The organism is Phytopseudomonas flavescens, from assembly GCF_900100535.1.
GTDB lineage: Bacteria > Pseudomonadota > Gammaproteobacteria > Pseudomonadales > Pseudomonadaceae > Aquipseudomonas > Aquipseudomonas flavescens.
In genome coordinates this window covers 325,863-346,317 of sequence record NZ_FNDG01000001.1, presented here as the reverse complement: position 1 = coordinate 346,317, position 20,455 = coordinate 325,863, and the positions used below count along the sequence as shown (strand labels likewise).

Genomic DNA, 20,455 nt, shown 5'->3' with positions numbered 1-20,455 from the left:
GAATCGGGGAGCGAGCGCATGGCGCGGGCGCCGCACGCGGATAAGTACCGCTGGATGCTCGCTATTTCACTACAGATTGATGACGGTTTGATGAAGTGCGGAGGCTGTCAAAAAATATCTCAAGAATTTTTGACGTTCCTGGGGTCGGCTTGAGTACTCTGCGCCAAGAGCCCAGGGCAAAAAAAGGGGCGCCGTTTTCACGACGCCCCTCCCGGTGGTGACTACCTGCTCGTCATTGCTTGGCCAGGCGGGTATTGAGCTGTAGATAGTCGATCAGGATATGGCCGGTTTCCGACAGGTAGGCGTCGTCCTCCGGTTTGCTCTTTTCGTCTTCGCTCTGTGCCAGGGCGTCGTCCTCGTCTTCCTTCTTCAGCTCGCTCAGGGGTTCTTCACCCTTGGCGCTGCGGCGTGCGTTCTCGATCGCCAACTGGCGCTTCTCGATATCGGCCTGCTGGGTGCGGCGCTTGTTCTCGTTGAGGCTGACGGTCTTCTCGGCCATCAGCTCGCGGGACAGGGCCAGGCGCTCGCGGGCGAAGTTGAAGTCCGGGTTGTTCGCCGTGCGGCTGTCGTAACGATTCTTCAACTCGGTGAGGAAGGGCTTGATCGGATCCAGTTCGGGCTTGATCGCCGGCCGGATGCTATCCCACGGCATGGCCTCGGGCAGGGCGCTTTCGCCGATTTCCTTGTTGTCCATCACGTCGGGGTAGGCGATGTCAGGCACCACGCCCCGGTGCTGGGTGCTCTGCCCGGAAACCCGATAGAACTTGGCCAGGGTCAGCTTCAGTTCGCCATGGTTGAGCGGCTGGATGGTCTGCACGGTACCTTTGCCGAAGGTCTGCCCACCGAGAATCAGCGCGCGGTGATAGTCCTGCATGGCGCCGGCGAAAATCTCCGAAGCCGAGGCGGACAGGCGGTTGACCAGCACCGCCATGGGCCCTTTGTAGAAGGCGCCGTCCTGCTCGTCGGCCAGCACGTCGACGCGGCCATCGCTGTTGCGCACCAGCACCGTCGGGCCCTTGTCGATGAACAGCCCGGTCAGCTCGGTGGCCTCCTGCAACGAGCCACCACCGTTGTTGCGCAGGTCGATGACGATACCGTTGACCTTCTCGGCCTGCAGCTCGGTGATCAGCTTCTTGACGTCACGGGTGGTGCTCTTGTAGTCCGGGTCGCCAGCGCGGAACGCCTTGAAGTCCAGGTAGAAGGCCGGGACTTCGATTACCCCCAGGCGGTAGGGGCGCCCGTCCTGCTCGATGTTCAGAATGGATTTCTTGGCCGCCTGTTCTTCCAGCTTGACCGCTTCTCGGGTGATGTTCACCACCTTGCTGGTCTGGTCATTCGGCGCATTGCTCGCCGGAATCACTTCCAGGCGCACGCGCGAGCCTTTGGGGCCGCGGATCAGTTTGACCACTTCATCGAGACGCCAGCCGATCACGTCGACGATCTCGTCGTCGCCCTGGCCCACCCCGACGATCTTGTCGGCCGGCGAGATCTGCTTGCTCTTCTCGGCAGGGCCGGCTGGCACCAGACGCACCACCTTGACGTGTTCGTTGTCGCTCTGCAGCACGGCGCCGATGCCCTCCAGGGACAGGCTCATGTTGATGTCGAAGTTTTCCGCGTTATCCGGCGACAGGTAGTTGGTGTGCGGGTCGTAGGTCATGGCGAAGGCGTTGATGTACGCCTGGAACACGTCTTCGCTACGAGTCTGCTGCAGGCGGGCCTGCTGGGCCTTGTAGCGCTTGGTGAGCAGCTCCTGGATGGCCGCAGGCTCCTTGCCGGCCAGTTTCAGGCGCAGCACTTCGTCTTTCAGGCGTTTGCGCCACAGCTCGTCCAGCTCGGCGACGTCCTTGGCCCAGGGTGCCTTTTCACGGTCGACCAGAAGATCTTCGTCGACCGTGAAGTCGATCTTGCCGATGCCTTTGGCCAGCAGCCCCTGAACGTAGTTCAGGCGACTCTGCTGGCGCTCTAGCTGACGCTTGTAGATATGGAAGCCGGGTTCGAGGTCGCCCTTCTTGAGCAGGTCGTCGAACTTGTCCTTCCAGCGGTCGAACTCGGCGATATCCGCTGCGGTGAAATAGCTGCGCGCCGGGTCGAGCATCTTCAGGTAGCCCTGGTAGATCTTCTCCGAGCGCGCATCGTCGAGCGGTGGCTTGCTGTAATGATGACGCTGCAGCAATTCGACGACATTGAGGCTGGCGATGACCTGATCGCGATCAGGCTGCAGGTATTCCCACGGATCGGTCTGGCTGGTTTTGGCGGCGAGGGGCAATGCGCCCAGCCCGAGAACGAGGGCCAGGGTGGCGCTGATGAGAGATCGCTTCATGCTGATTCGACGTGGGGACAGTTGATAACGCATATTAGGCCGTCTTTGAGGGCGCCAGGTTCCATCGGCGCAATGCAAAAGCCCAGCGCTGAGCGCTGGGCTAGGTTCAAATGCACTATGGAGGCAGCGTGAAAGCATTGCAAGGCGTGGAAGGGCAGGTGGAATGGGTGCAACGTCCCACTCCTGCCTGTGATGTGGGGGAAGTGCGCATTCGCGTGGCGGCGGCGGGGCTGAACCGTGCCGATCTGTTGCAACGGGCCGGGTTGTACCCGCCACCACTGGGGGCCAGCGATATTCTCGGCCTGGAATGCGCCGGTGTCGTCAGCGAAGTGGGGGCCGGTTGCGACTGGCAGGTGGGGGACCGGGTCTGCGCCTTGCTGGCCGGCGGCGGCCTGGCGGAGGACGTGGTGGTCGACGCACGCCACGTACTGCCCGTGCCGGAGGGTCTATCTCTGCACGAAGCGGCGGGCCTGCCCGAGGTCTACGCCACGGCCTGGCTCAACCTGTTCCAGCTGGCTGGTCTGAAACCCGGTGAGAAAGTGCTGCTGCACGCCGGCGCCAGTGGCGTTGGTTCGGCGGCGATCCAGTTGTGCAAGGCATTCGGTAGCGCCTGCTGGGTTACCGTGGGCTCGGCCGACCGGCTTGCCTATTGCGAGAGCCTGGGCGCGTCGGGAGGCGCCATTCGGGGCAGCGACGGGCTGGATGTGCCGGACGATTTCGGCCCCTTCGAAGTCATTCTCGACCCGGTCGGCGCCAGCTACGCCGCGCTCAATCTGAAGCTGCTGGTAATCGATGGCCGCTGGGTGAACATCGGTCTGATGGGCGGGCGCAAGGCTGAACTGGATATGGCACTGCTGCTCGGCAAGCGCATCCAATTGATTGGCTCGACACTGCGCAACCGTGACGATCTGTTCAAGGCCGAGTTGCTGCGCGACTTGCGTCAGCACGTATGGCCGTTGTTCAGCGAAGGCCGGCTCAAGCCGCAACTGGCCAGACGCTTTCCGATCGCCGAGGCCCAGGAGGCTTATGCCACCCTGGAGGGCAACCAGGTCAACGGCAAGCTGGTGCTGGTGATCGACGACAGCCTGAGCTGAAATCCCGCCACGAGCGCCGGTTGATCCTCGGGGCGCTCGTGGCTGTCACGTCTCGATGCTAGCGGCTCATGCACGATCCGCACGATCAGACGGCGCGGGTGATGCCGCCATCCACGCGAATGTTCTGCGCGGTGATGTAGGCCGCTCCCTCCGAGGCCAGGAAGGCGATGGTCGCGGCCACTTCCTCGCTGCTGCCATAGCGCTGCAGCGGCACGCTGGTTCTGCGCGCTTCGCTGGCCGGCAGGCTGTCGATCCAGCCCGGCAGGACGTTGTTCATGCGGATGTTGTCGGCGGCATGGGTGTCGGCGAATATCTTGGTGAACGACGCCAGGCCGGCGCGGAACACCGCCGAGGTGGGGAACAGCTCGCTGGGCTCGAACGTCCAGGCGCTGGAGATGTTGATGATCACCCCGGCCTTTTGCCGTTGCATGACCGGCGTGACCAGGCGGGTGGGGCGAATCACGTTGAGCAGGTAGGTATCCAGGCCGCGGTGCCAGTCTTCGTCGCTGAGTTCCAGAACCGGCCCACGGGGCCCGTGGCCGGCGCTGTTGACCAGCACATCGATCCGTCCCCAGCGCGACAGCGTGCCTTCGACCAGCCTGGCGAGATCCTCGGCGGACTGATTGCTGCCGGTGATCCCGAAACCGCCCAGCTCTGCGGCCAGTGCCTCGCCCTTGCCCGACGAGGAAAGGATGGCGACCGCGAAGCCATCCGCATGCAGACGACGTGCGGCCGCGGCGCCCATGCCACTGCCTCCCGCGGTGATGATCGCTACTTTTTCTACAGGCATCCTGAAGTCTCCGTTGTGGTCATGGTGATACCAGGCTAGCAGCTGCGCGCCCGGAACCTCCACTTCGCCTGGGTGATCTGCTCGGTTGTCTTGGCTCGACGCAACCCCGGGGACGGATGCGGTATCGACGCTGCCATACGGCGGCCGATAGCCGCGGCCTACCATGGCCGGCCAGCGCCGGTTTATCTGCCCAATGGGCGTGAACCCCGAGCCTGTGGCACACTTGAGAGCCAGTCAAAGCGGGTTGTCCAGCGACACCCATCGCCCGCCCATGCACCGGTGCCGTCGGCTGCCTGCCACGGCCTGCCCGGCAACAGCCCCGAACAAGAGGAAACAGCGTGCATAACGTCGTCATCAGCGGCACAGGCCTGTACACACCGGCCAACAGCATTTCCAACGACGAGTTGGTGGCGTCTTTCAATGCCTACGTGCAACAGTTCAACAGCGAGAACGCCGAGGCCATCGAGCGGGGTGAAATCGAGGCGCTCAGCGAGTCGAACAGCGCCTTCATCGAAAAGGCCTCGGGTATCAAGAGCCGCTTCGTGATCGACAAGCAGGGCATCCTCGACCCGCAACGCATGGTGCCGTACATCGCCGAGCGTGATAACGAGCAGTGGGGCATTCTCTGCGAGATGGCCGTGGCCGCCGCCGAGCAGGCGCTGGCCCGTGCCGGTAAGACTGTCGCAGACATCGATGGCGTTATCGTCGCCTGCTCCAACCTGCAGCGCGCCTATCCGGCAGTGGCTATCGAAGTGCAGGCGGCGCTGGGCATACAGGGTTTCGGTTACGACATGAACGTCGCCTGCTCCTCGGCCACCTTCGGCATTCAGGCGGCAGTGAACAGCGTGCAACTGGGGCAGGCGCGGGCGATCCTGATGGTCAACCCGGAAATCTGTACCGGTCACCTCAATTTCCGCGACCGTGACAGCCATTTCATCTTCGGTGATGCCGCCACGGCGGTGATCATCGAGCGCGCCGATCTGGCGACGTCCGAGTACCAGTTCGAGGTGGTCGGCACCAAGCTGCTGACCCAGTTCTCCAACAATATCCGCAACAACTTCGGCTTCCTCAATCGTGCCGCGCAGGACGGCAGCCAGGCTGCCGGCGACAAGCTGTTCGTGCAGGAAGGGCGCAAGGTGTTCAAGGAAGTCTGCCCGATGGTGGCCGAGCTGATCGCCAGCCATCTGCAGGAAAACCAGTTGGACGTGGCCGATGTGAAGCGTTTCTGGTTGCACCAGGCCAACCTCAACATGAACCAGTTGATCGTTCGCAAGCTGCTCGGCCGTGATGCCGAAGCCCACGAGGCCCCGGTGATTCTCGACACCTACGCCAACACCAGTTCGGCCGGTTCGGTGATCGCCCTGCACAAGAATCAGGACGATCTGCCGGCAGGCTCCCTGGGGGTGCTCAGCTCCTTTGGCGCCGGCTACTCCATCGGCAGTGTGATTCTGCGCAAGCGCTGACCGCTGTGCCGAGCAGCAACCGAGAGGATCGTCGCGCTGCCATGCAACTAAGCGGGGTGCCGGTTCGGCGGAGGTTGCTCCAAGCCGGGGCCGTTCAGGCATGCCGTGTGGTCGAGGCGTTAGGGGAGAGGCAGGCGCTTGCAGGGATGTGAGGGGCGGACGCTTTGCGCTGCCCGCCTCGCGATTGGGCCCCTGGCTGGTGCAGGAGCCTTGGCGGATGGTTACTGCCGGGCCCACTTCAGGAAGGCACTGCGGCTTTCCGGGGTCAGCAGGTTCCACATCTGTTGCAGGGTGGTCAGGGTGGCATCGTTATGGGGCAGGGCGGCGGCCTGGGCAGGTGCCGGATGCAGTGCCACCGGCTGGGCCGCTGCGGCGCTGGCCGTACCAAGCGGTGCAACGGTGGTAGCTTGCGGGGCGATTTCGCTGGAACCCATCAGGGCCGCGAGTGCCGAGACGTTACGGTTGCCGGCTTGTGCCTGCTCACGCTCACCGGTCCGGGTGTTCACAGCCCAGGCGGTAAATTCTTCCTCGAATTTTTTGGCTTCGGTCAGGTTGCTCGGGCGGTCGAACTCGATGCGCCACAGATCCCCAGCCTTGCCGTCGATGTTGAAGATGGCGGTGCGGCCTCGTACCACTTCATGGCTGATGCCACCGGCTACGTCGAAGCCGTTCTTGTAGAACGCCTGCAACTGATAGGCGCCTGGTTCGAGGAGCAGTTGCTTGTCGTCCAGGCCATAAGCAGCGTTTGCGGCGGAGTAGGGTTGGCCGTTGATGCTGCGAATTTCCAGTTCACCGGGCACCACGACGGTCAGCACCTTGCTCTGTGGCTGCGGAGCGCCGGAATACAGTTGGACTTTTGGTTGCTGGGCACAGGCGGCCATCAAGCAGGCCATGGTGATAACGAACAGGCGGCGCATGGAAACTCCTAGGAGTGAAGACCCGCCGACGGCCGGCGGTCTGGGGACAGTTACATTCCGGAAACAAGAATAAGACTGATAGGTGTCATTTAAATGACAAACCGGGCTGTCCAAAGGGAGCAGCCCGGTTTGTGTTCCTTCCAATCCGCTAGCGGGATCAGAAGTCGTAGCGCAGACCCACGGTGAAACCAGAGGCTTTTTCACCCAGCGCTTCGTTCACGCCGTTGACGACCGACTGGCCGGTCGGGTTGGCGGTACGGGACTGGCTCCACGGCGTGTAGGCAACGTTTTCGTCGTTGTCGACCACGGCGTAGTTGGCGTAGACGCGCACGGCCTTATCCAGTTTATGTTCGATGCCCATCACCCACATATCGGCGTCTGCATTGTCGGCGTCGCTGTCGTTGGTCATCCAGGTAGCTTTCAGAGCAGTGTTCTTGGCAATCGCAAACTCGCCACCCAGACCGTAGACGTTGAAGGTACCGGCATCGCGTTGAGCACTGGTAGTGGTGCTGAAACCGCTGAAATCGGTGGTTTGGTAGAAGCCGACCAGCTTGAAGGTGTCGGTGATCTTGTAGGCGGCAGCGGCGCGAATGGAATCAGCCTCGCCGCGCAGGGTGTCTTCTTCTACCTGCTCGTAGGCCAGGGAAGCTTCCAGCGGGCCACCGATGTAGTTCAGCGACACACTGAAGGCATCGCTGTCTTCGTTGTTGGCGGCGGTATCGGTGATGTTGAGCGATTGACCTTTGTACATCGAGTAGGCCACTTTGGCGTTGAAACCGCTGAAGTCAGGCGTGGTGTACTGGATGGTGTTGTCATAACGCTCGTCGAGGCGACCGGCAGTGACGCGTGCCAGGTTGTTCATGTCGCCGACCTGGTCGCCGAACAGGTTGAACGGGCCACGAGCGACCTTGAACGGGCTGTCGAAACGACCGACTTGAATGGCGCCGAAGTTGCCGCCCAGACCAACGAAGGTGTCACGGGTGGCGAAGCTGGTGCCGCCGTCCGAAGAGCCGGTGGTGAAGTTGATCTGTTGTTCGATCTGGAAGAAGGCTTTCAGGTCCGGGTTGATTTCATGGTCACCTTTGAAACCCAGGCGGGACGAGTTGCTCGACAGGTTGGTTTCGGAGTACTTGGCACCGTCGTCGAGGTAATCAACCGATACGTGCGCGCGGCCGTAGATGCTCACGTCTGCCATTGCTGCACCAGGTACCGACAGAGCAGCGCCAACAGCAACCGCAATCAACTTCATCTTCATTGAAAAAAGCTCCTTCGTTTATGAAACGCCGTCAGTGCCGGTGGCATGACATCGTCTGTTTGGACGGAGGCGATTATGGAAATCGGATGTGACAGAAGGCTTGCTGGCGTGTGACGTTTTCGAGTCAGGGGAACTTTTTTAGAATCAAGTAGTTGCACTGAATATCAAGGATTTTTGGCGGGTGTTCGAGGAGGGATCGAAGCGGCGTAATCACGCGGCCGAACCTTATAGATCGATTATTAAAGTTTGAGGATCACTGCGGTTGTGGCGGCCGGCATGCGACGGCATCATGCCTGGCAACCGTCAGCACCTGCTCCGCTTCGCTGGCACCTGCGCAAAGTCGCAGCAGTCCCTGGGCATATTTTTTGTTGGAGCCTTGCCATGACCCTTGTCCTCGCAGATTCCCTGAGCCGCGTGTCGGCTGCGAGTTGGGACGCGCTGTCGACCAGCGCCCAACCCTTCGTGCGCCATGCCTTTCTCGCGGCGCTCGAAGACAGCGGCAGTGTCGGCGGGCATAGCGGCTGGCAGCCGGCGCATCAGTTGTTGCTGGACGAGCAGGGCCAGCCACTTGCTGCCATGCCTGCCTATGTCAAATACCACTCTTGCGGCGAATACGTGTTCGATCACGGCTGGGCGGATGCCTGTCGCCGGGCCGGCATCGCCTATTACCCCAAGCTGTTGGGTGCCATTCCGTTTTCGCCGGTAACCGGCCAGCGGCTGCTGGGCGACCCGGCGGCGGCGGGACAACTGCTCGATACACTGACCGCTTCTCTCGACGAACAGGGGCTCTCCAGCCTGCATGTGAATTTTACCGACGCTGCTGGTGATGCCGTGCTGCAGGGGCGTGACGGTTGGTTGCAGCGTCTGGGCTGTCAGTTTCACTGGCATAACCGTGGCTATCGGGATTTCCAGGATTTTCTCGACACCCTCAGCTCACGCAAGCGCAAGCAGATGCGCAAGGAACGCGAGCAGGTGGCGGGGCAGGGTATCCATTTCGAGTGGCGCGAGGGACAGCAGTTGAGCGAGGCGGAGTGGGACTTCGTCTACCACTGCTATGCCAATACCTACCACGTTCGCGGTCAGGCACCTTACCTGACCAGGGCTTTCTTCAGCCTGCTGGCCGAGCGCATGCCCGGGGCCATTCGCGTGGTGCTGGCCCATCGCGGCGCGCAGCCGGTGGCCATGGCGTTCAGCCTGCTTGGCGGCGACAGCCTGTATGGCCGTTACTGGGGGTGCCTGGCCGAGTTCGACCGGCTGCACTTCGAGACCTGTTTCTACCAGGGCATGCAGCAGGCGATCGCGCTGGGCCTGCAGCGCTTCGATGCGGGTGCCCAGGGCGAGCACAAACTGATTCGCGGTTTCGAGCCGGTGATCACCCACTCCTGGCACTACCTGGCGCATGACGGGCTGCGTGACGCGGTGGCAGGGTTTCTGCGGGAGGAGCGCGAGGGCGTGCTGGCCTACGCCGAGCAGGCGCGGGAGATGCTGCCGTACCGGCAGGCCTGAGCCGGCGCGGTGGCCTGCGGCGGGGAGCCGCAGCGCCGCGACCGATCAGCCGTCGTACCGCCCGCCCCACTCGAGGAAGCGCATCTTGTGGGTTTCACCCTGGCTGTCGGTGTAAACCATGATCACCGGCACGACGCCACGCTTGTCGGAGACGTCAGTGCGGTAGAGGACTTTCTGCACGTCGACTTTCATGCCGTAGTGATAATCCTCGGTCGGCAGGCCGGCGCCCGGTTTGCTCTGAACGTCGGCGGCGAATACGGCTGGAGCGAGGCTGGAAAGCAGAACGGTGACAGCGGTTGCGATTTTCATGATGAGCTCCTCGATCATTTCGATGACAGGCAGCCTGGCCGATACGCTCGGACCGTTGCCTGGTGAGGCTCATATGACCAGCAAAGCCGGCTCGGCAAAAATCGATGCGCTCGTTAGTGTTCATCACGAAAAATGATTATGTTAGCAAGCTAACTATGTAGCTGGTTCGCAATGCGCGGATCACGTCTCGCCAGCGTCAATCGACGCCCACGAAGCCTCCGGTCTGGTGCTGCCACAGGCGCGCATAGAGGCCGCCGCGTTCGATCAGTTCGGCGTGGGTACCGGTCTCGATCACCTGGCCCTTGTCGATCACCACCAGGCGATCCATGCGCGCGATGGTCGACAGCCGGTGTGCGATGGCGATCACCGTCTTGCCGTCCATGAGGTTGTCCAGGCTTTCCTGAATGGCCGATTCGACTTCCGAATCCAGCGCTGAAGTGGCTTCGTCCATCACCAGGATCGGCGCGTCCTTGAGCAGTACCCGGGCGATGGCGATGCGTTGCCGCTGGCCGCCGGACAGCTTGACCCCGCGCTCGCCGACCTGGGCCTCGAAACCGAGGCCGCCCTGGCCGTCGTCCAGCGTGGCGATGAAACCATCGGCACGGGCCTTGCGTGCGGCGACCCAGAGTTGTTCGTCGCTGGCGTCGGGCTTGCCATAGCACAGGTTTTCACGGATCGAGCGGTGCAGCAGGGAGGTGTCCTGGGTGACCACGCCGATGTTGGCGCGCAGGGTTTCCTGGCTGACAGCGGCGATGTCCTGGCCATCGATGAGGATGCGCCCGCTTTGCAGGTCATAGAGGCGCAGCAGCAGGTTGACCAGGGTCGACTTGCCGGCGCCTGACGGGCCGACCAGGCCGATCTTCTCGCCAGGGCGAATGTCGATGCTCAGGCCACTGAGCACACCGCCTCTCTTGCCATAGTGGAAATGTACGTCATCGAAGCGCACGCCGCCTCGTTGCACCTGCAGGGCGGTGGCACCTTCGCGGTCGAGCACGTCGCGCGGCTGGACGATGGTCTGCATGCCGTCCTGCACGGTGCCGACGTTTTCGAAGATGCCGTTGACCACCCACATGATCCATTCGGCCATGTTGTTGATGCGGATCACCAGGCCCAGCGCCAGGGCGATGGCACCGGTGCTGATCAGCGACTCGCTCCACAGCCACAGGGCCAGGGCGCCGGTGCCGACGATCAGCAGGCCGTTCATGCAGGTGATCAGGAAGTCCAGGCTGGTGATGGTGCGCGACTGCAGGCGGAATTTGTCGAGCAGTTCCTGCATGGCCTCCCGGGCGTAGGTTTCTTCCTCTCGGGAGTGGGCGAACAGCTTGAGGGTGGCGATGTTGCTGTAGCCGTCCACCACCCGGCCCATGACCTTGGAACGCGCTGCCGAGGCGGCGGCCGAGCGGGCCTTGATGCGCGGCACGAAGTACCAGAGCGCGGCGCTGTAGCCGATGATCCACAGTGACAGCGGCACCACCAGGCGCAGGTCGGCAGCTGCGAACAGGTACAGTGCGCTGCCGGCGTACACCACCACGTGCCATAGGGCGTCGATCACCTGCATGGCCGAGTCGCGCAGCGATGGCCCGGTCTGCATGACGCGCTGGGCGATACGTCCGGCGAAGTCGTTCTGGAAGAAATTCAGGCTCTGCTTGAGCACGTAACGGTGATTCTGCCAGCGAATCAGGTTGGTCAGCCCCGGGTTGATCGCCTGGTGGGTAAGCAGATTGTGCAGGCCGAACACCAGCGGTCGGATGATCAATGCCACCAGCGCCATCCACAGCAGTTGGTTGCGGTGTTCGGCGAAGAAGGTGCGCGCATCGCTGGTCGCCTGGGCCATGTCGATCAACTGGCCGAGAAAGCTGAACAGTGCCACTTCGATCAGCGCCGCGAAGAAGCCGATCACCAGCACGGCGATCATCAACGGCCACACCTGCTTGAGGTAGTGGGCGTAGAAGCGCAGCATGCCGTCGGGCGGTGCTACATCAGGGCTGGGCTTGAAGACGTCGATCAGATTTTCGAAGCGGCGGAACAACATGGGGCACAGTCTGCTCTGGCGGGTGGGCGGGTGTTTCACGTGTTGCTACCGACAGGCGTGACCGGCCGGCTGGAATGCTGAAAGGCGTGAGCGCTCGGCTCGGGGGGCAACCCGCACGCTCTGGCACGCGGGTTCACCCGCAAAGGGTAGCAGTATCAGAGGCGCTTGGCGTCGAGAATCACCACCGGGTCAACCGGTACGTTCTGCTGACCAGCGCGGTTGGCCGTACGCACCTGGGCGATGCGGTCGACCACTTCCATGCCGCGGGTCACCTTGCCGAAAACGGCATAGCCAAAGTCACGCGAACCGTGGTCGAGAAAGGCGTTGTCGCTGTGGTTGATGAAGAACTGGCTGGTCGCCGAATCCCGTGCCTGGGTGCGTGCCATGGCCAGTGTGCCGCGCACGTTGTGCAGGCCGTTGTCGGCTTCGTTCTTGATCGGCGCACCGGTGTTCTTCTGGCGCATGCTCTCGTCGAAGCCGCCGCCTTGCACCATGAAGCCCGGGATCACGCGATGGAACTGGGTGCCTTTGTAGAAGCCGCTATCCACGTAGGCGAGGAAGTTCTTGGTGCTGATCGGTGCTTTCTGCTCATCGAGCTGAACTTCGATTTCGCCCAGGCTGGTGGTCAGCAGCACCACCGGGTTTTCGGCGGCCATGAGCTGGGCGGTGAACAGCAGCGAGCAAAGGGTGAGGGCGAGTTTCTTCAACATCGTGGTCGAGTCCTAGGGTGAGGTGACTGCAGTGTTTTCGACTTCATACAGAAAGGCAAGCGAGCCGGGGACAAGTGCCCCCTGATCAGGCCAGCGCTGGCGGCGAGGCGAAGGCCGCATTGAGCGGGGCCGCGTCGAAGCGTTGAATCAGGTCGGTGAGGATCTGCGTGGCCGGTCCCAGGGCCTTGTCCTTGCTGGCATAGAGGAAGAACACCGGGCTGCGGCTGCCGCCTTTTTCCAGTGGCAGGGGCTTGAGCAGGCCATCGCTCAGTTCACGCTCGATCATGTGACGTGGCAACCAGGCGAAGCCCAGGCCGTTGCCGACGAAGGTGGCGGCGGTGGCCAGGCTGCCCACCGTCCAGCGCTGTTCGGCACCAAGCCAGCCGACATCACGGGGTTGATGGCGCCCGGAGTCGCGGATTACCACCTGCATCTGGGTTTCCAGGTCCTGGAAATTCAGCTGGCGTTGCAGGCGGTGCAGGGCGTGATCGGGGTGGGCCACCGCGATGAACTCGACCGGGCTCATTTCCGAACCGAGAAAACCGGGAATGTTGTAGCCGCTGATGGCCAGGTCGGCGACACCTTCCTTGAGCACTTCCTCCACCCCTGAGAGTACCTCCTCGCGCAGCCGCACGCGGCAGCCACGGCTCTGCGGCATGAAGGCGGTGAGGGCCCGCACCAGTCGCGCGTTCGGGTAGGCGGCATCGACCACCAGGCGAACCTCGGCTTCCCAGCCCTGTTCCATGTGGTGGGCAAGGTCTTCGAGCTGGCTGGCCTGCTTGACCAGTTGTCGGGAGCGACGCAGCAGCACGTCACCGGCCTCGGTCAGCACCGCCTTGCGCCCATCGATACGCAGCAGCGGTACGCCGAGCTGCTCCTGCATGCGGGCCACCGTGTAGCTGACCGATGACTGAGAACGGTGCAGCACTTCGGCGGCCTGGGCGAAGCCGCCGTGGTCGACAACCGCTTGCAGGGTGCGCCACTGATCGAGGGTTACGCGTGGGGCCTTCATTTCATCTCCTTCGCCGGTCCCTGTGCACGGGGTGGGGACTGGCCCTAAACTGGCCGCTCGTCATTGGAGGCTGGCCATGAGAACACTCTGTTGCGCGCTGATCGCCCTGCTGCCGCTGGCAGCCCAGGCCTATCCCATCGAACTCGAGAAGCAGCTCAATGGCGCCGAGGTATCGGCCAGCTCCCAGGAAATCGACCACAACATGGCAGCGGTGCGGGTGCAGAACTACGGCGAAACGGCAGCGTCCTGCAAAGCGGTATTTCGCAACGGCCCGGAAGCGCCAAGAGCGCGTAGCGTGAACCTGGCAGCAGGGCAGAGCGGCAACCTGACGGTGAAATTCGCCCGCAGCATCATCCGTCTGCGCGTCCAGCTGACCTGCGAGCCACAGTGATCCACGGCTTGGCAGCCTAGGGGCTGCGTTCGAACAAATCAACTTCATCGATATTTAGTGGTGGATATTTACGCTTTATTATCGAGCCTCGTTTATCTAGCCTCGCCTTCATCGTTCGATTTCCGCCTATCGATGGAGCCATCCCATGGCCGGACTATTGGTGATTGAAAGCAGTGCGCGGCAGTGTGGTTCGGTGTCACGGCGCCTCACCGAGGACTTTCTGGCGCGCTGGCGGGAGAGGCGTCCAGGCGATCCTGTCTGCCGTCGTGATCTGGGCATGGAACCGCTGCCCCATCTCGATGCCAGCCTGCTCGACGCCTGGACGCAGCCGGTTGAAAACCATGGTCCCGGCGAGTGCGCGGCGCTGCAGCGTGCCAATCGGCTGAGCGATGAGCTGCTGGCTGCCGATGTACTGGTGTTGGCCGCGCCGATGTACAACTTCGCCATTCCCAGCACGCTCAAGGCCTGGTTCGACCATGTGGTGCGCGCCGGGGTGACCTTTCGCTACAGCGAAAACGGTCCGCAGGGCTTGCTGCATGGCAAGCGCGCGTTCGTGCTCACCGCCCGTGGCGGCCTCTATGCGGGCGGCGGCCAGGATCACCAGGAACCCTATCTGCGCCAGGTGCTGGCGTTCATGGGCATCCATGACGTCACCTTCATTCATGCCGAAGGCCTCAACCTTGGCTCCGGGTTCCTGGACAAGGGCCTGGGCGACGCCGAACGGCGCCTCGACCAGGTTATCTGACGTCAACCTCCACCTGCACGCAGTGCCCAGAGTGCCCGTAGAGAACAGCTGCCTGCGAGCCCAGGCCACCCGTGCGCCGCCTGGTTCGCGATTGGGCTGCGCGGGTGATTGTTTGCCGGGCGCTGAACCGTTATGGTGCGCCGCCGTTCGTGGCGCGTCGCTGACGTGTCCGCCTGCGCCATGCCGGCGCCGTTGTCGCGGCTGCCTGATAGGCTGAGCGGGGCGGGCGATTTTCTTTTCTTCGAGGTGCGCGATGACGCTTTCCGGACGTGGTGTGGTGTTTTCTGTCGGCGCCTCGATCCTGTTCGCCCTGATCCCTGGCTACGTACAGATGCTCACCCCCCTGGATGGCTACCAGGTATTCGCCCAGCGTGTACTCTGGTCGATTCCGGCGGTGTTGCTGCTGGTCACCGTGTTGCGCCAGTGGCCGGTACTGGCCGCCGTGCTGCAACGGCTGCGCAACGAGCCGCTGCTGCTGGCCGCCTTGCCGCTGTCCGCCGCGCTGATTGGCGTGCAGTGGTTCCTGTTCGTGTGGGCGCCGCTCACCGGGCACATGCTGGATGTTTCGCTGGGTTATTTCCTGCTGCCGCTGGTCATGGTGCTGGTCGGTCGGCTGTTCTACGGCGAGCGCCTGCGCCCCTTGCAAAGGATCGCCGTGGCCTGCGCCCTCGCCGGGGTCGTGCATGAGCTATGGCGTTCCCAGGCGTTTTCCTGGGTGACGCTGGTCACCGCGCTGGGTTACCCGCCGTATTTCATGCTGCGCCGCTGGATGCGCCTCGATGCCCTGTCCGGGCTGATCCTGGAGATGCTGATGCTGGCGCCACTGGCGATCTGGATGATCCTGCAGTGGGCGCCGGACAACGTATTCGGCGAATTCCCGCGACTGTGGTGGCTGGTGCCGGGCATGGCGCTGCTGGGCACCATCGCGCTGGCGGCCATGATGGTGTCGTCGCGGCTGCTGCCGCTGGGGCTGTTCGGCATCCTCAGCTACGTGGAACCGGTGCTGTTGTTCATGGTCACGCTGCTGTTCCTGGGCGAGCAGTTCGACGCCGAGCAGTTCTTCACCTACCTGCCGATCTGGTTGGCGGTAGTGCTGGTGGGCTGGGACAGCGGGAGATTGTTGATCAAGCAATGGCGCATGCGCCCACCGGCCTGAGGTGTGGCCAGCGCGGGACTGTCTTCAGCGCCGCTCCTCGACAGCCATGCGCACCGCCAGAGTCGCCAGCACGGTTCCCATCAACCAGCGTTGCACGCTCTGCCACAGTGGCTTGTTGACGAAGAATACCGCGATGGAACCCGCCATGATGACGATCAGCGCGTTGACGCTCACGCTGATGACGATCTGCGTGAGGCCAAGCAGCAGCGACTGCGTCAGCACGCTGCCATGGCCGGACGGTTCGATGAACTGTGGCAGCAGCGACAGGTACATGACGGCGATCTTGGGGTTCAGCAGGTTGGTCACGAAGCCCATCATGAACAACCTGCGCGGGCTGTCCTTCGGCAGGTCGCGTACCTGGAACGGCGAGCGGGCGCCTGGCCTGAGCGTCTGCCAGGCCAGGTAAAGCAGATACAGCGCACCGCCGATCCGTAGCACATCGTATGCGTAGGGAACCGCGAGCAGCAGCGCGGTGATGCCCAGCGCCGCGCACAGCATGTAGAAGACGAAGCCCAGCACCACGCCGCCCAGCGACATCAGCCCGGCCATTCGCCCCTGACAGATCGAGCGCGAAATGAGGTAGATCATGTTCGGGCCGGGCGTCAGCACCATACCCAGCGAAATCAGGGCATAGGCAAGCAGGTTGGACGCTTCGGGCATGATGCAACTCCTGGGATTTCTTGGCGGCCGGGTGGTCAGGACGTGCCTGCGCGAGTCGCCGCTCCTGACGGCCATGGTAGGCCGTCAGGAGCGGCTCGGTTAGATACAGATCGGCGAGCAAACCGGCATACACACGGGGCGCCGAGCGGTTGATCGGCCCGCAAGCGCCAGTTGCAGGCGGGTCGGCCGTTGATTGCCGTGAAGGCAGGGGCTAGGCGTGCCGGCTGGCAGACACGTCGGTTCGGCCTCGCCGGTCTGCCGGTGGGCGAAAGACGCTTTTCAGCCATCGGTTGGGAGAAAGCATTCGGCCCCGGGGCGCGAACGCGGTACCCTATGCGGCTGATTCGACATTTGCATCGAGGTTGCCCCGTGTTTGCCCAATTCACCCTGCATGAACGCCTGCTCAAAGCCGTGGCCGAGCTTAATTTCGTCGAGCCGACCCCGGTACAGGCGGCGGCGATTCCGCCTGCGCTGCAGGGCAAGGATCTGCGCGTGACCGCCCAGACCGGTAGTGGCAAGACCGCTGCCTTCGTGCTGCCGATGCTCAATCGCCTGCTCGGCGACGGTAATTCCAGGCAGCGCCTGAGCGTACGTGCACTGATTCTGCTGCCGACCCGCGAGTTGGCCCAGCAGACCCTCAAGGAAGTTGAGCGCTTTGCCCAGTACACTTTCCTCAAGGCCGGTCTTGTCACGGGCGGCGAAGACTTCAAGGTGCAGGCCGCCATGCTGCGCAAGATCGACATCCTGATCGGCACCCCGGGGCGTCTGATCGAGCACGCCAATGCCGGCAATCTGCTGTTCGAGGACGTGGAAATGCTGGTGCTGGACGAAGCCGACCGCATGCTCGACATGGGCTTCGCCGAAGACGTGCTGCGCCTGGCCGAACTCTGCGGCAACGAACACCAGACCCTGCTGTTCTCCGCCACCAGTGGCGGCGCCGGCCTGCGTGAAGTGGTTGGCAAGGTATTGCGCGAGCCGTTGCACCTGCAGCTCAACCGGGTCAGCGAACTGGCCGAGGGCACCCGCCAGCAGATCATCACCGCCGACCACAACTACCACAAGGAACAGTTGGTCGAGTGGCTGCTGAGCAACGAGGCCTACGACAAGGCGATCATCTTCACCAACACCCGCGCCCAGGCCGATCGCCTGTACGGCAAGCTGGTGGCCAAGGAATTCAAGACCTTCGTGCTGCACGGCGAGAAGGACCAGAAGGATCGCAAGCTGGCCATCGACCGCCTGCGTCAGGGGGCCGTGAAGGTGCTGGTCGCCACCGATGTGGCCGCCCGTGGTCTGGACGTCGATGGGCTGGACCTGGTGATCAACTTCGACATGCCGCGCTCCGGCGACGATTACGTGCATCGGGTCGGGCGCACCGGGCGTGCTGGCAGCGAAGGCACTGCGATCTCGCTGATCACTCACAACGACTGGAACCTGATGTCGAGCATCGAGCGCTACCTCAAGCAGCGTTTCGAGCGGCGCAGCATCAAGGAGCTGAAAGGCACTTACCAGGGGCCGAAGAACCTCAAGGCGTCCGGCAAGGCCGCCGGGCCGAAGAAGAAAAAGGTCGACCCGAAGACCGGTAAGAAGCTCGCCAAGAAACCCGCTGCGAAAACCCCGGCCAAACGCAATACGGTCAACAAGCCGAAGAGCGATGCGCCGACCCTGGTCAGCCAGGACGGTTTGGCGCCGCTCAAGCGCAAGGCACCTTCCGCGGACGCCTGATCCGCGGGCCCGCCGCCGGCGCCTTACCTGTCGTGCCGGCGGCTGGCCAGCCTCATTGCATCTGTTCCTCGACCTCGCCGCCGATCGCTTCCAGCTCGCGCAAGCGCTGGTCGTACGCCTCGCAATCGGTGGCCAACCTGTCCGCCGCGGTGTCCGGCTCGGCTTCCTTGAGTTCCTGGCGCAGCAGCGCGGCCCGCTGGGGATCGCGCTGGGTGATTTCCTCGACCTTGGCCGCCAGTTCCTGGGCCTTGGCGGCGGCTTCGTCGGCGGTGCAGGCCTGGGCCAGGCCGACGTCGACCGCAAGGGCCAGGCAACAGAGTGACGCGACATGCTTGATCATGCTCAAGTCCTCACATTCAGCAGGGTCATGTCCTGCGGTTGAGTCGCTGTCGAGTGACAAGGTTCAGGCTTTCGAACGCTATGTCACTTGCGCTGATCCAGGCTCCTGACTGTCAGGTCCAGCGCCTTCTGCATGTCCAGCCTGGCCGAGCGCCCGATGTCCTTGTCGTTCAGGTCGAAGCCGCGTTCGGACGGCAGGATGGGCGCCGTCAGGTCGTCGGCATCGGTAGGCTCGAAGTCGAATTCTTCGCCGATGGTCATCGCGCTGCGGCGTAACAGCATGCGCAACTGGTCGGGGTGCAGGGCAGGGTTGATCGACATCATCGCCGCGACCACGCCCGCCACCAGGGGGGTGGCGTAGGAGGTGCCGCAATGCACGCTGCCCTGCTGGTTTTCAGCGGCGCTGGAGGCCCGTACGCAGGCTGTCGCGGTGATGTCGACGCGGGTATCGATATTCGAGGAGCTGCGCCGAGTGACGTAGGCCGGGTCGTCCACCGCGACGTCCTTGCGCTCGCTGCGCTGGTGGCCACCGACCACGAACAGTTGCTCGGTGACGAAGGAGGAGGGCAGGCGGTAATCGTCGGCGCCGGAGAAGGACGCACCGTTGCCGGCGGAGTTGATCACCACCACATCCGGGTGTTCGCGACGCAGCCACAGGAAAAACTCCTCCAGCAGTTCCTCGTAGCCGCTCATCGCGATGCCCGAGCGCACCAACGAGTCTATCTCGTCGCCATGGATGTTCTTGGCGCCGACGCGGTGGATACCCCAGCTCCAGTTGAGCACCCGCACGCCGTCTTCGACCAGGTTGACCGACGCAGCGATGTTGGCAGTGATGCCTGCGTCCGAGTTGCGATCGACGATCACCTCGAAGCCCGGGCCGGCACCGTCGAGGCCACGCAGGAAACCGGTGTTGCCGCCCTTGTCCCAGCGTGCGGCGAGAATGCCCGCCACGGTGGAGCCGTGGCCATCCGCCTTGTCGGCATCACGGCTGTACAGACGGGTATGGGGGGCATTGCCCTCGCGTTCGGCAGCACCAAGGTAGTCCTTGAAGTCGGGCGCGTCGAAGTCGACGTTGCGTTCGATCAGCCCGATGCGCACCGGTTTGCTGTCGATGGGCGAGCGCTTCGACGCAATGCGTCGTTGGTAGTAGTTCACCGCATCGAGAAAACGATTCGCCGCCCATTCCTGTTCGTCGAGATGATCCGCCGCGGACTCGCCTGCCGGTGCTTCCTGCTCTTCCGCCGAGGACTCCTCGATCACCACGGCATCCACGCTCAGCTCGCTGCCCAGGCGCAGCACCAGGGCGTCGCGCTGGACAAGATCCTTGGCGGGCAGGCGCAGCTGGAAGGTATTGAGCGGGGGAATCGCGCCGACCACTTCAGCGCCATATTTCTTGGCCAGCGCCTTGACGGTGTCGAGCCCCTGCGCATCCTCCTCGATGACCACACTGACCAAGTCGACATAGGTGTTCAGGCCATCCATGTTCTTGGCCACCTCACCAGGCTTGGCTGCCAGCACATGGCTGCCGGCCATGGACAGCCACACCGGATTGCTCACTGCGTCACCCTGTTGCAGCCATAGCGGGCCGCTGCGGTAGCCGTCGCTGTCCAGGTTGATACGCAGGCCATCGCGGCGGTCCACTGCACTGGCGGGCAGCGGCTTGCCATCGAGCAGCACCTGCAGCTCGCCGTCGGCCATGCCTCGGGCATCGAGGCAGAAGGTCTGGCGCTGGCGATCCTGCACGTCTTCACAGCGGTACAGATGCTTGAGCCGCAGCGGCTCGGCCGCCGGTACCGACGGCGCGATGGTTGCCAGAAGCAGGGCGCTGAGAACGGGGCGCAGCGGTGGCCGGCGGAGCATGGGTGAGTCCTTTGCGAAGGGGGCGATGCGCCTCAGACTGGTGCCGTTTGCCTTGGTTCAGGCTGCGTTTGGGCAGATAGGGCGAACCTTGCTCTACGCCGCGACGTCACAGCTTCACAGGCGCCCGCGTGCGCCGCATCCGATAGTCCCATCGGGTGCCGGAATGCTGGGAGA

19 protein-coding genes are annotated in these 20,455 nt (G+C 63.3%); 8 read left to right on the top strand and 11 right to left on the bottom strand.

Annotated elements, in window-relative coordinates; translation table 11 throughout:
* Positions 1-232: 232 nt before the first annotated feature.
* The gene (locus BLR94_RS01670) at positions 233-2,320 is read right to left on the bottom strand and encodes a carboxy terminal-processing peptidase (protein ID WP_167359697.1); all 2,088 of its coding nucleotides are present in this window, start codon (positions 2,318-2,320) and stop codon (positions 233-235) included.
* Positions 2,321-2,448: 128 nt separating this feature from the next.
* Between BLR94_RS01670 and BLR94_RS01665 the strand changes: the two genes are divergently transcribed.
* Positions 2,449-3,414 (top strand): NAD(P)H-quinone oxidoreductase, encoded by a 966-nt coding sequence (locus BLR94_RS01665; protein WP_084305647.1) that lies wholly within the window; start codon positions 2,449-2,451, stop codon positions 3,412-3,414.
* An 85-nt stretch (positions 3,415-3,499) separates the two neighbouring features.
* Here BLR94_RS01665 and BLR94_RS01660 read toward each other — a convergent pair whose 3' ends face one another.
* Complete coding sequence (locus BLR94_RS01660) at positions 3,500-4,204, bottom strand: SDR family oxidoreductase (protein WP_084305645.1); 705 nt, start codon at positions 4,202-4,204, stop codon at positions 3,500-3,502.
* A 338-nt stretch (positions 4,205-4,542) separates the two neighbouring features.
* Between BLR94_RS01660 and BLR94_RS01655 the strand changes: the two genes are divergently transcribed.
* The gene (locus tag BLR94_RS01655; protein WP_084305643.1) at positions 4,543-5,667 is read left to right on the top strand and encodes a beta-ketoacyl-ACP synthase III; all 1,125 of its coding nucleotides are present in this window, start codon (positions 4,543-4,545) and stop codon (positions 5,665-5,667) included.
* Between the two features lie 221 nt (positions 5,668-5,888).
* On the opposite strand, the gene BLR94_RS01650 is transcribed toward BLR94_RS01655, so the two are convergent.
* Positions 5,889-6,584 (bottom strand): DUF2057 family protein, encoded by a 696-nt coding sequence (locus BLR94_RS01650; RefSeq protein WP_084305641.1) that lies wholly within the window; start codon positions 6,582-6,584, stop codon positions 5,889-5,891.
* 157 nt (positions 6,585-6,741) lie between these two features.
* Entirely contained in the window at positions 6,742-7,839 is a 1,098-nt protein-coding gene (locus BLR94_RS01645) for a porin (RefSeq protein WP_084305639.1), read from the bottom strand.
* A 381-nt stretch (positions 7,840-8,220) separates the two neighbouring features.
* On the opposite strand from BLR94_RS01645, the gene BLR94_RS01640 reads away from it, so the two are divergent.
* Positions 8,221-9,345 (top strand): GNAT family N-acetyltransferase, encoded by a 1,125-nt coding sequence (locus BLR94_RS01640; protein ID WP_084305637.1) that lies wholly within the window; start codon positions 8,221-8,223, stop codon positions 9,343-9,345.
* A 45-nt stretch (positions 9,346-9,390) separates the two neighbouring features.
* Here the strand turns inward: BLR94_RS01640 and BLR94_RS01635 are convergent, their stop codons facing one another.
* The gene (locus BLR94_RS01635; protein WP_084305808.1) at positions 9,391-9,654 is read right to left on the bottom strand and encodes a DUF2790 domain-containing protein; all 264 of its coding nucleotides are present in this window, start codon (positions 9,652-9,654) and stop codon (positions 9,391-9,393) included.
* Between the two features lies 1 nt (position 9,655).
* On the opposite strand from BLR94_RS01635, the gene BLR94_RS28140 reads away from it, so the two are divergent.
* Entirely contained in the window at positions 9,656-9,790 is a 135-nt protein-coding gene (locus BLR94_RS28140) for a hypothetical protein (RefSeq protein WP_279615834.1), read from the top strand.
* A gap of 60 nt (positions 9,791-9,850) precedes the next feature.
* Here BLR94_RS28140 and BLR94_RS01630 read toward each other — a convergent pair whose 3' ends face one another.
* The 3 genes from BLR94_RS01630 to BLR94_RS01620 form a co-directional block, all read right to left on the bottom strand.
* Positions 9,851-11,686: an ABC transporter ATP-binding protein gene (locus tag BLR94_RS01630; protein WP_084305635.1), complete on the bottom strand. Its 1,836-nt coding sequence runs from the start codon at positions 11,684-11,686 to the stop codon at positions 9,851-9,853.
* A gap of 155 nt (positions 11,687-11,841) precedes the next feature.
* Positions 11,842-12,396, bottom strand: coding sequence for a peptidylprolyl isomerase (locus BLR94_RS01625; RefSeq protein WP_084305634.1), 555 nt, complete (start codon positions 12,394-12,396; stop codon positions 11,842-11,844).
* Between the two features lie 85 nt (positions 12,397-12,481).
* Entirely contained in the window at positions 12,482-13,408 is a 927-nt protein-coding gene (locus BLR94_RS01620) for a LysR family transcriptional regulator (protein ID WP_084305632.1), read from the bottom strand.
* Between the two features lie 76 nt (positions 13,409-13,484).
* On the opposite strand from BLR94_RS01620, the gene BLR94_RS01615 reads away from it, so the two are divergent.
* From BLR94_RS01615 to rarD, 3 genes are all read left to right on the top strand, one after another.
* Positions 13,485-13,799, top strand: a complete 315-nt coding sequence (locus BLR94_RS01615) for a 3-phosphoglycerate kinase (RefSeq protein WP_084305630.1) — start codon at positions 13,485-13,487, stop codon at positions 13,797-13,799.
* A 145-nt stretch (positions 13,800-13,944) separates the two neighbouring features.
* The gene (locus BLR94_RS01610; RefSeq protein ID WP_084305628.1) at positions 13,945-14,544 is read left to right on the top strand and encodes an FMN-dependent NADH-azoreductase; all 600 of its coding nucleotides are present in this window, start codon (positions 13,945-13,947) and stop codon (positions 14,542-14,544) included.
* Between the two features lie 253 nt (positions 14,545-14,797).
* Entirely contained in the window at positions 14,798-15,700 is a 903-nt protein-coding gene (rarD, locus tag BLR94_RS01605) for an EamA family transporter RarD (RefSeq protein ID WP_084305626.1), read from the top strand.
* 24 nt (positions 15,701-15,724) lie between these two features.
* Here the strand turns inward: rarD and BLR94_RS01600 are convergent, their stop codons facing one another.
* The gene (locus BLR94_RS01600; protein WP_084305624.1) at positions 15,725-16,360 is read right to left on the bottom strand and encodes a LysE family translocator; all 636 of its coding nucleotides are present in this window, start codon (positions 16,358-16,360) and stop codon (positions 15,725-15,727) included.
* Positions 16,361-16,729: 369 nt separating this feature from the next.
* On the opposite strand from BLR94_RS01600, the gene BLR94_RS01595 reads away from it, so the two are divergent.
* Positions 16,730-18,082, top strand: coding sequence for a DEAD/DEAH box helicase (locus tag BLR94_RS01595; protein ID WP_084305621.1), 1,353 nt, complete (start codon positions 16,730-16,732; stop codon positions 18,080-18,082).
* 52 nt (positions 18,083-18,134) lie between these two features.
* Here BLR94_RS01595 and BLR94_RS01590 read toward each other — a convergent pair whose 3' ends face one another.
* Together BLR94_RS01590 and BLR94_RS01585 are read right to left on the bottom strand one after the other, a co-directional pair.
* Complete coding sequence (locus BLR94_RS01590; protein WP_084305620.1) at positions 18,135-18,422, bottom strand: hypothetical protein; 288 nt, start codon at positions 18,420-18,422, stop codon at positions 18,135-18,137.
* Positions 18,423-18,505: 83 nt separating this feature from the next.
* The gene (locus BLR94_RS01585) at positions 18,506-20,281 is read right to left on the bottom strand and encodes a S8/S53 family peptidase (protein ID WP_084305618.1); all 1,776 of its coding nucleotides are present in this window, start codon (positions 20,279-20,281) and stop codon (positions 18,506-18,508) included.
* Positions 20,282-20,455 lie beyond the last annotated feature (174 nt).

What these genes read in the sequence shown, in the direction of transcription:
- BLR94_RS01635 (WP_084305808.1), bottom strand. Translation starts at nt 9,654, where the DNA reads ATGAAAATCGCAACCGCTGTCACCGTTCTGCTTTCCAGCCTCGCTCCA.
- BLR94_RS01600 (WP_084305624.1), bottom strand. Translation starts at nt 16,360, where the DNA reads ATGCCCGAAGCGTCCAACCTGCTTGCCTATGCCCTGATTTCGCTGGGT.
- BLR94_RS01615 (WP_084305630.1), top strand. Translation starts at nt 13,485, where the DNA reads ATGAGAACACTCTGTTGCGCGCTGATCGCCCTGCTGCCGCTGGCAGCC.
- BLR94_RS01650 (WP_084305641.1), bottom strand. Translation starts at nt 6,584, where the DNA reads ATGCGCCGCCTGTTCGTTATCACCATGGCCTGCTTGATGGCCGCCTGT.
- rarD (WP_084305626.1), top strand. Translation starts at nt 14,798, where the DNA reads ATGACGCTTTCCGGACGTGGTGTGGTGTTTTCTGTCGGCGCCTCGATC.
- BLR94_RS01645 (WP_084305639.1), bottom strand. Translation starts at nt 7,839, where the DNA reads ATGAAGATGAAGTTGATTGCGGTTGCTGTTGGCGCTGCTCTGTCGGTA.
- BLR94_RS01620 (WP_084305632.1), bottom strand. Translation starts at nt 13,408, where the DNA reads ATGAAGGCCCCACGCGTAACCCTCGATCAGTGGCGCACCCTGCAAGCG.
- BLR94_RS01630 (WP_084305635.1), bottom strand. Translation starts at nt 11,686, where the DNA reads ATGTTGTTCCGCCGCTTCGAAAATCTGATCGACGTCTTCAAGCCCAGC.
- BLR94_RS01625 (WP_084305634.1), bottom strand. Translation starts at nt 12,396, where the DNA reads ATGTTGAAGAAACTCGCCCTCACCCTTTGCTCGCTGCTGTTCACCGCC.
- BLR94_RS01670 (WP_167359697.1), bottom strand. Translation starts at nt 2,320, where the DNA reads ATGAAGCGATCTCTCATCAGCGCCACCCTGGCCCTCGTTCTCGGGCTG.
- BLR94_RS28140 (WP_279615834.1), top strand. Translation starts at nt 9,656, where the DNA reads ATGAGCTCCTCGATCATTTCGATGACAGGCAGCCTGGCCGATACGCTC.
- BLR94_RS01640 (WP_084305637.1), top strand. Translation starts at nt 8,221, where the DNA reads ATGACCCTTGTCCTCGCAGATTCCCTGAGCCGCGTGTCGGCTGCGAGT.
- BLR94_RS01585 (WP_084305618.1), bottom strand. Translation starts at nt 20,281, where the DNA reads ATGCTCCGCCGGCCACCGCTGCGCCCCGTTCTCAGCGCCCTGCTTCTG.
- BLR94_RS01660 (WP_084305645.1), bottom strand. Translation starts at nt 4,204, where the DNA reads ATGCCTGTAGAAAAAGTAGCGATCATCACCGCGGGAGGCAGTGGCATG.
- BLR94_RS01610 (WP_084305628.1), top strand. Translation starts at nt 13,945, where the DNA reads ATGGCCGGACTATTGGTGATTGAAAGCAGTGCGCGGCAGTGTGGTTCG.
- BLR94_RS01590 (WP_084305620.1), bottom strand. Translation starts at nt 18,422, where the DNA reads ATGATCAAGCATGTCGCGTCACTCTGTTGCCTGGCCCTTGCGGTCGAC.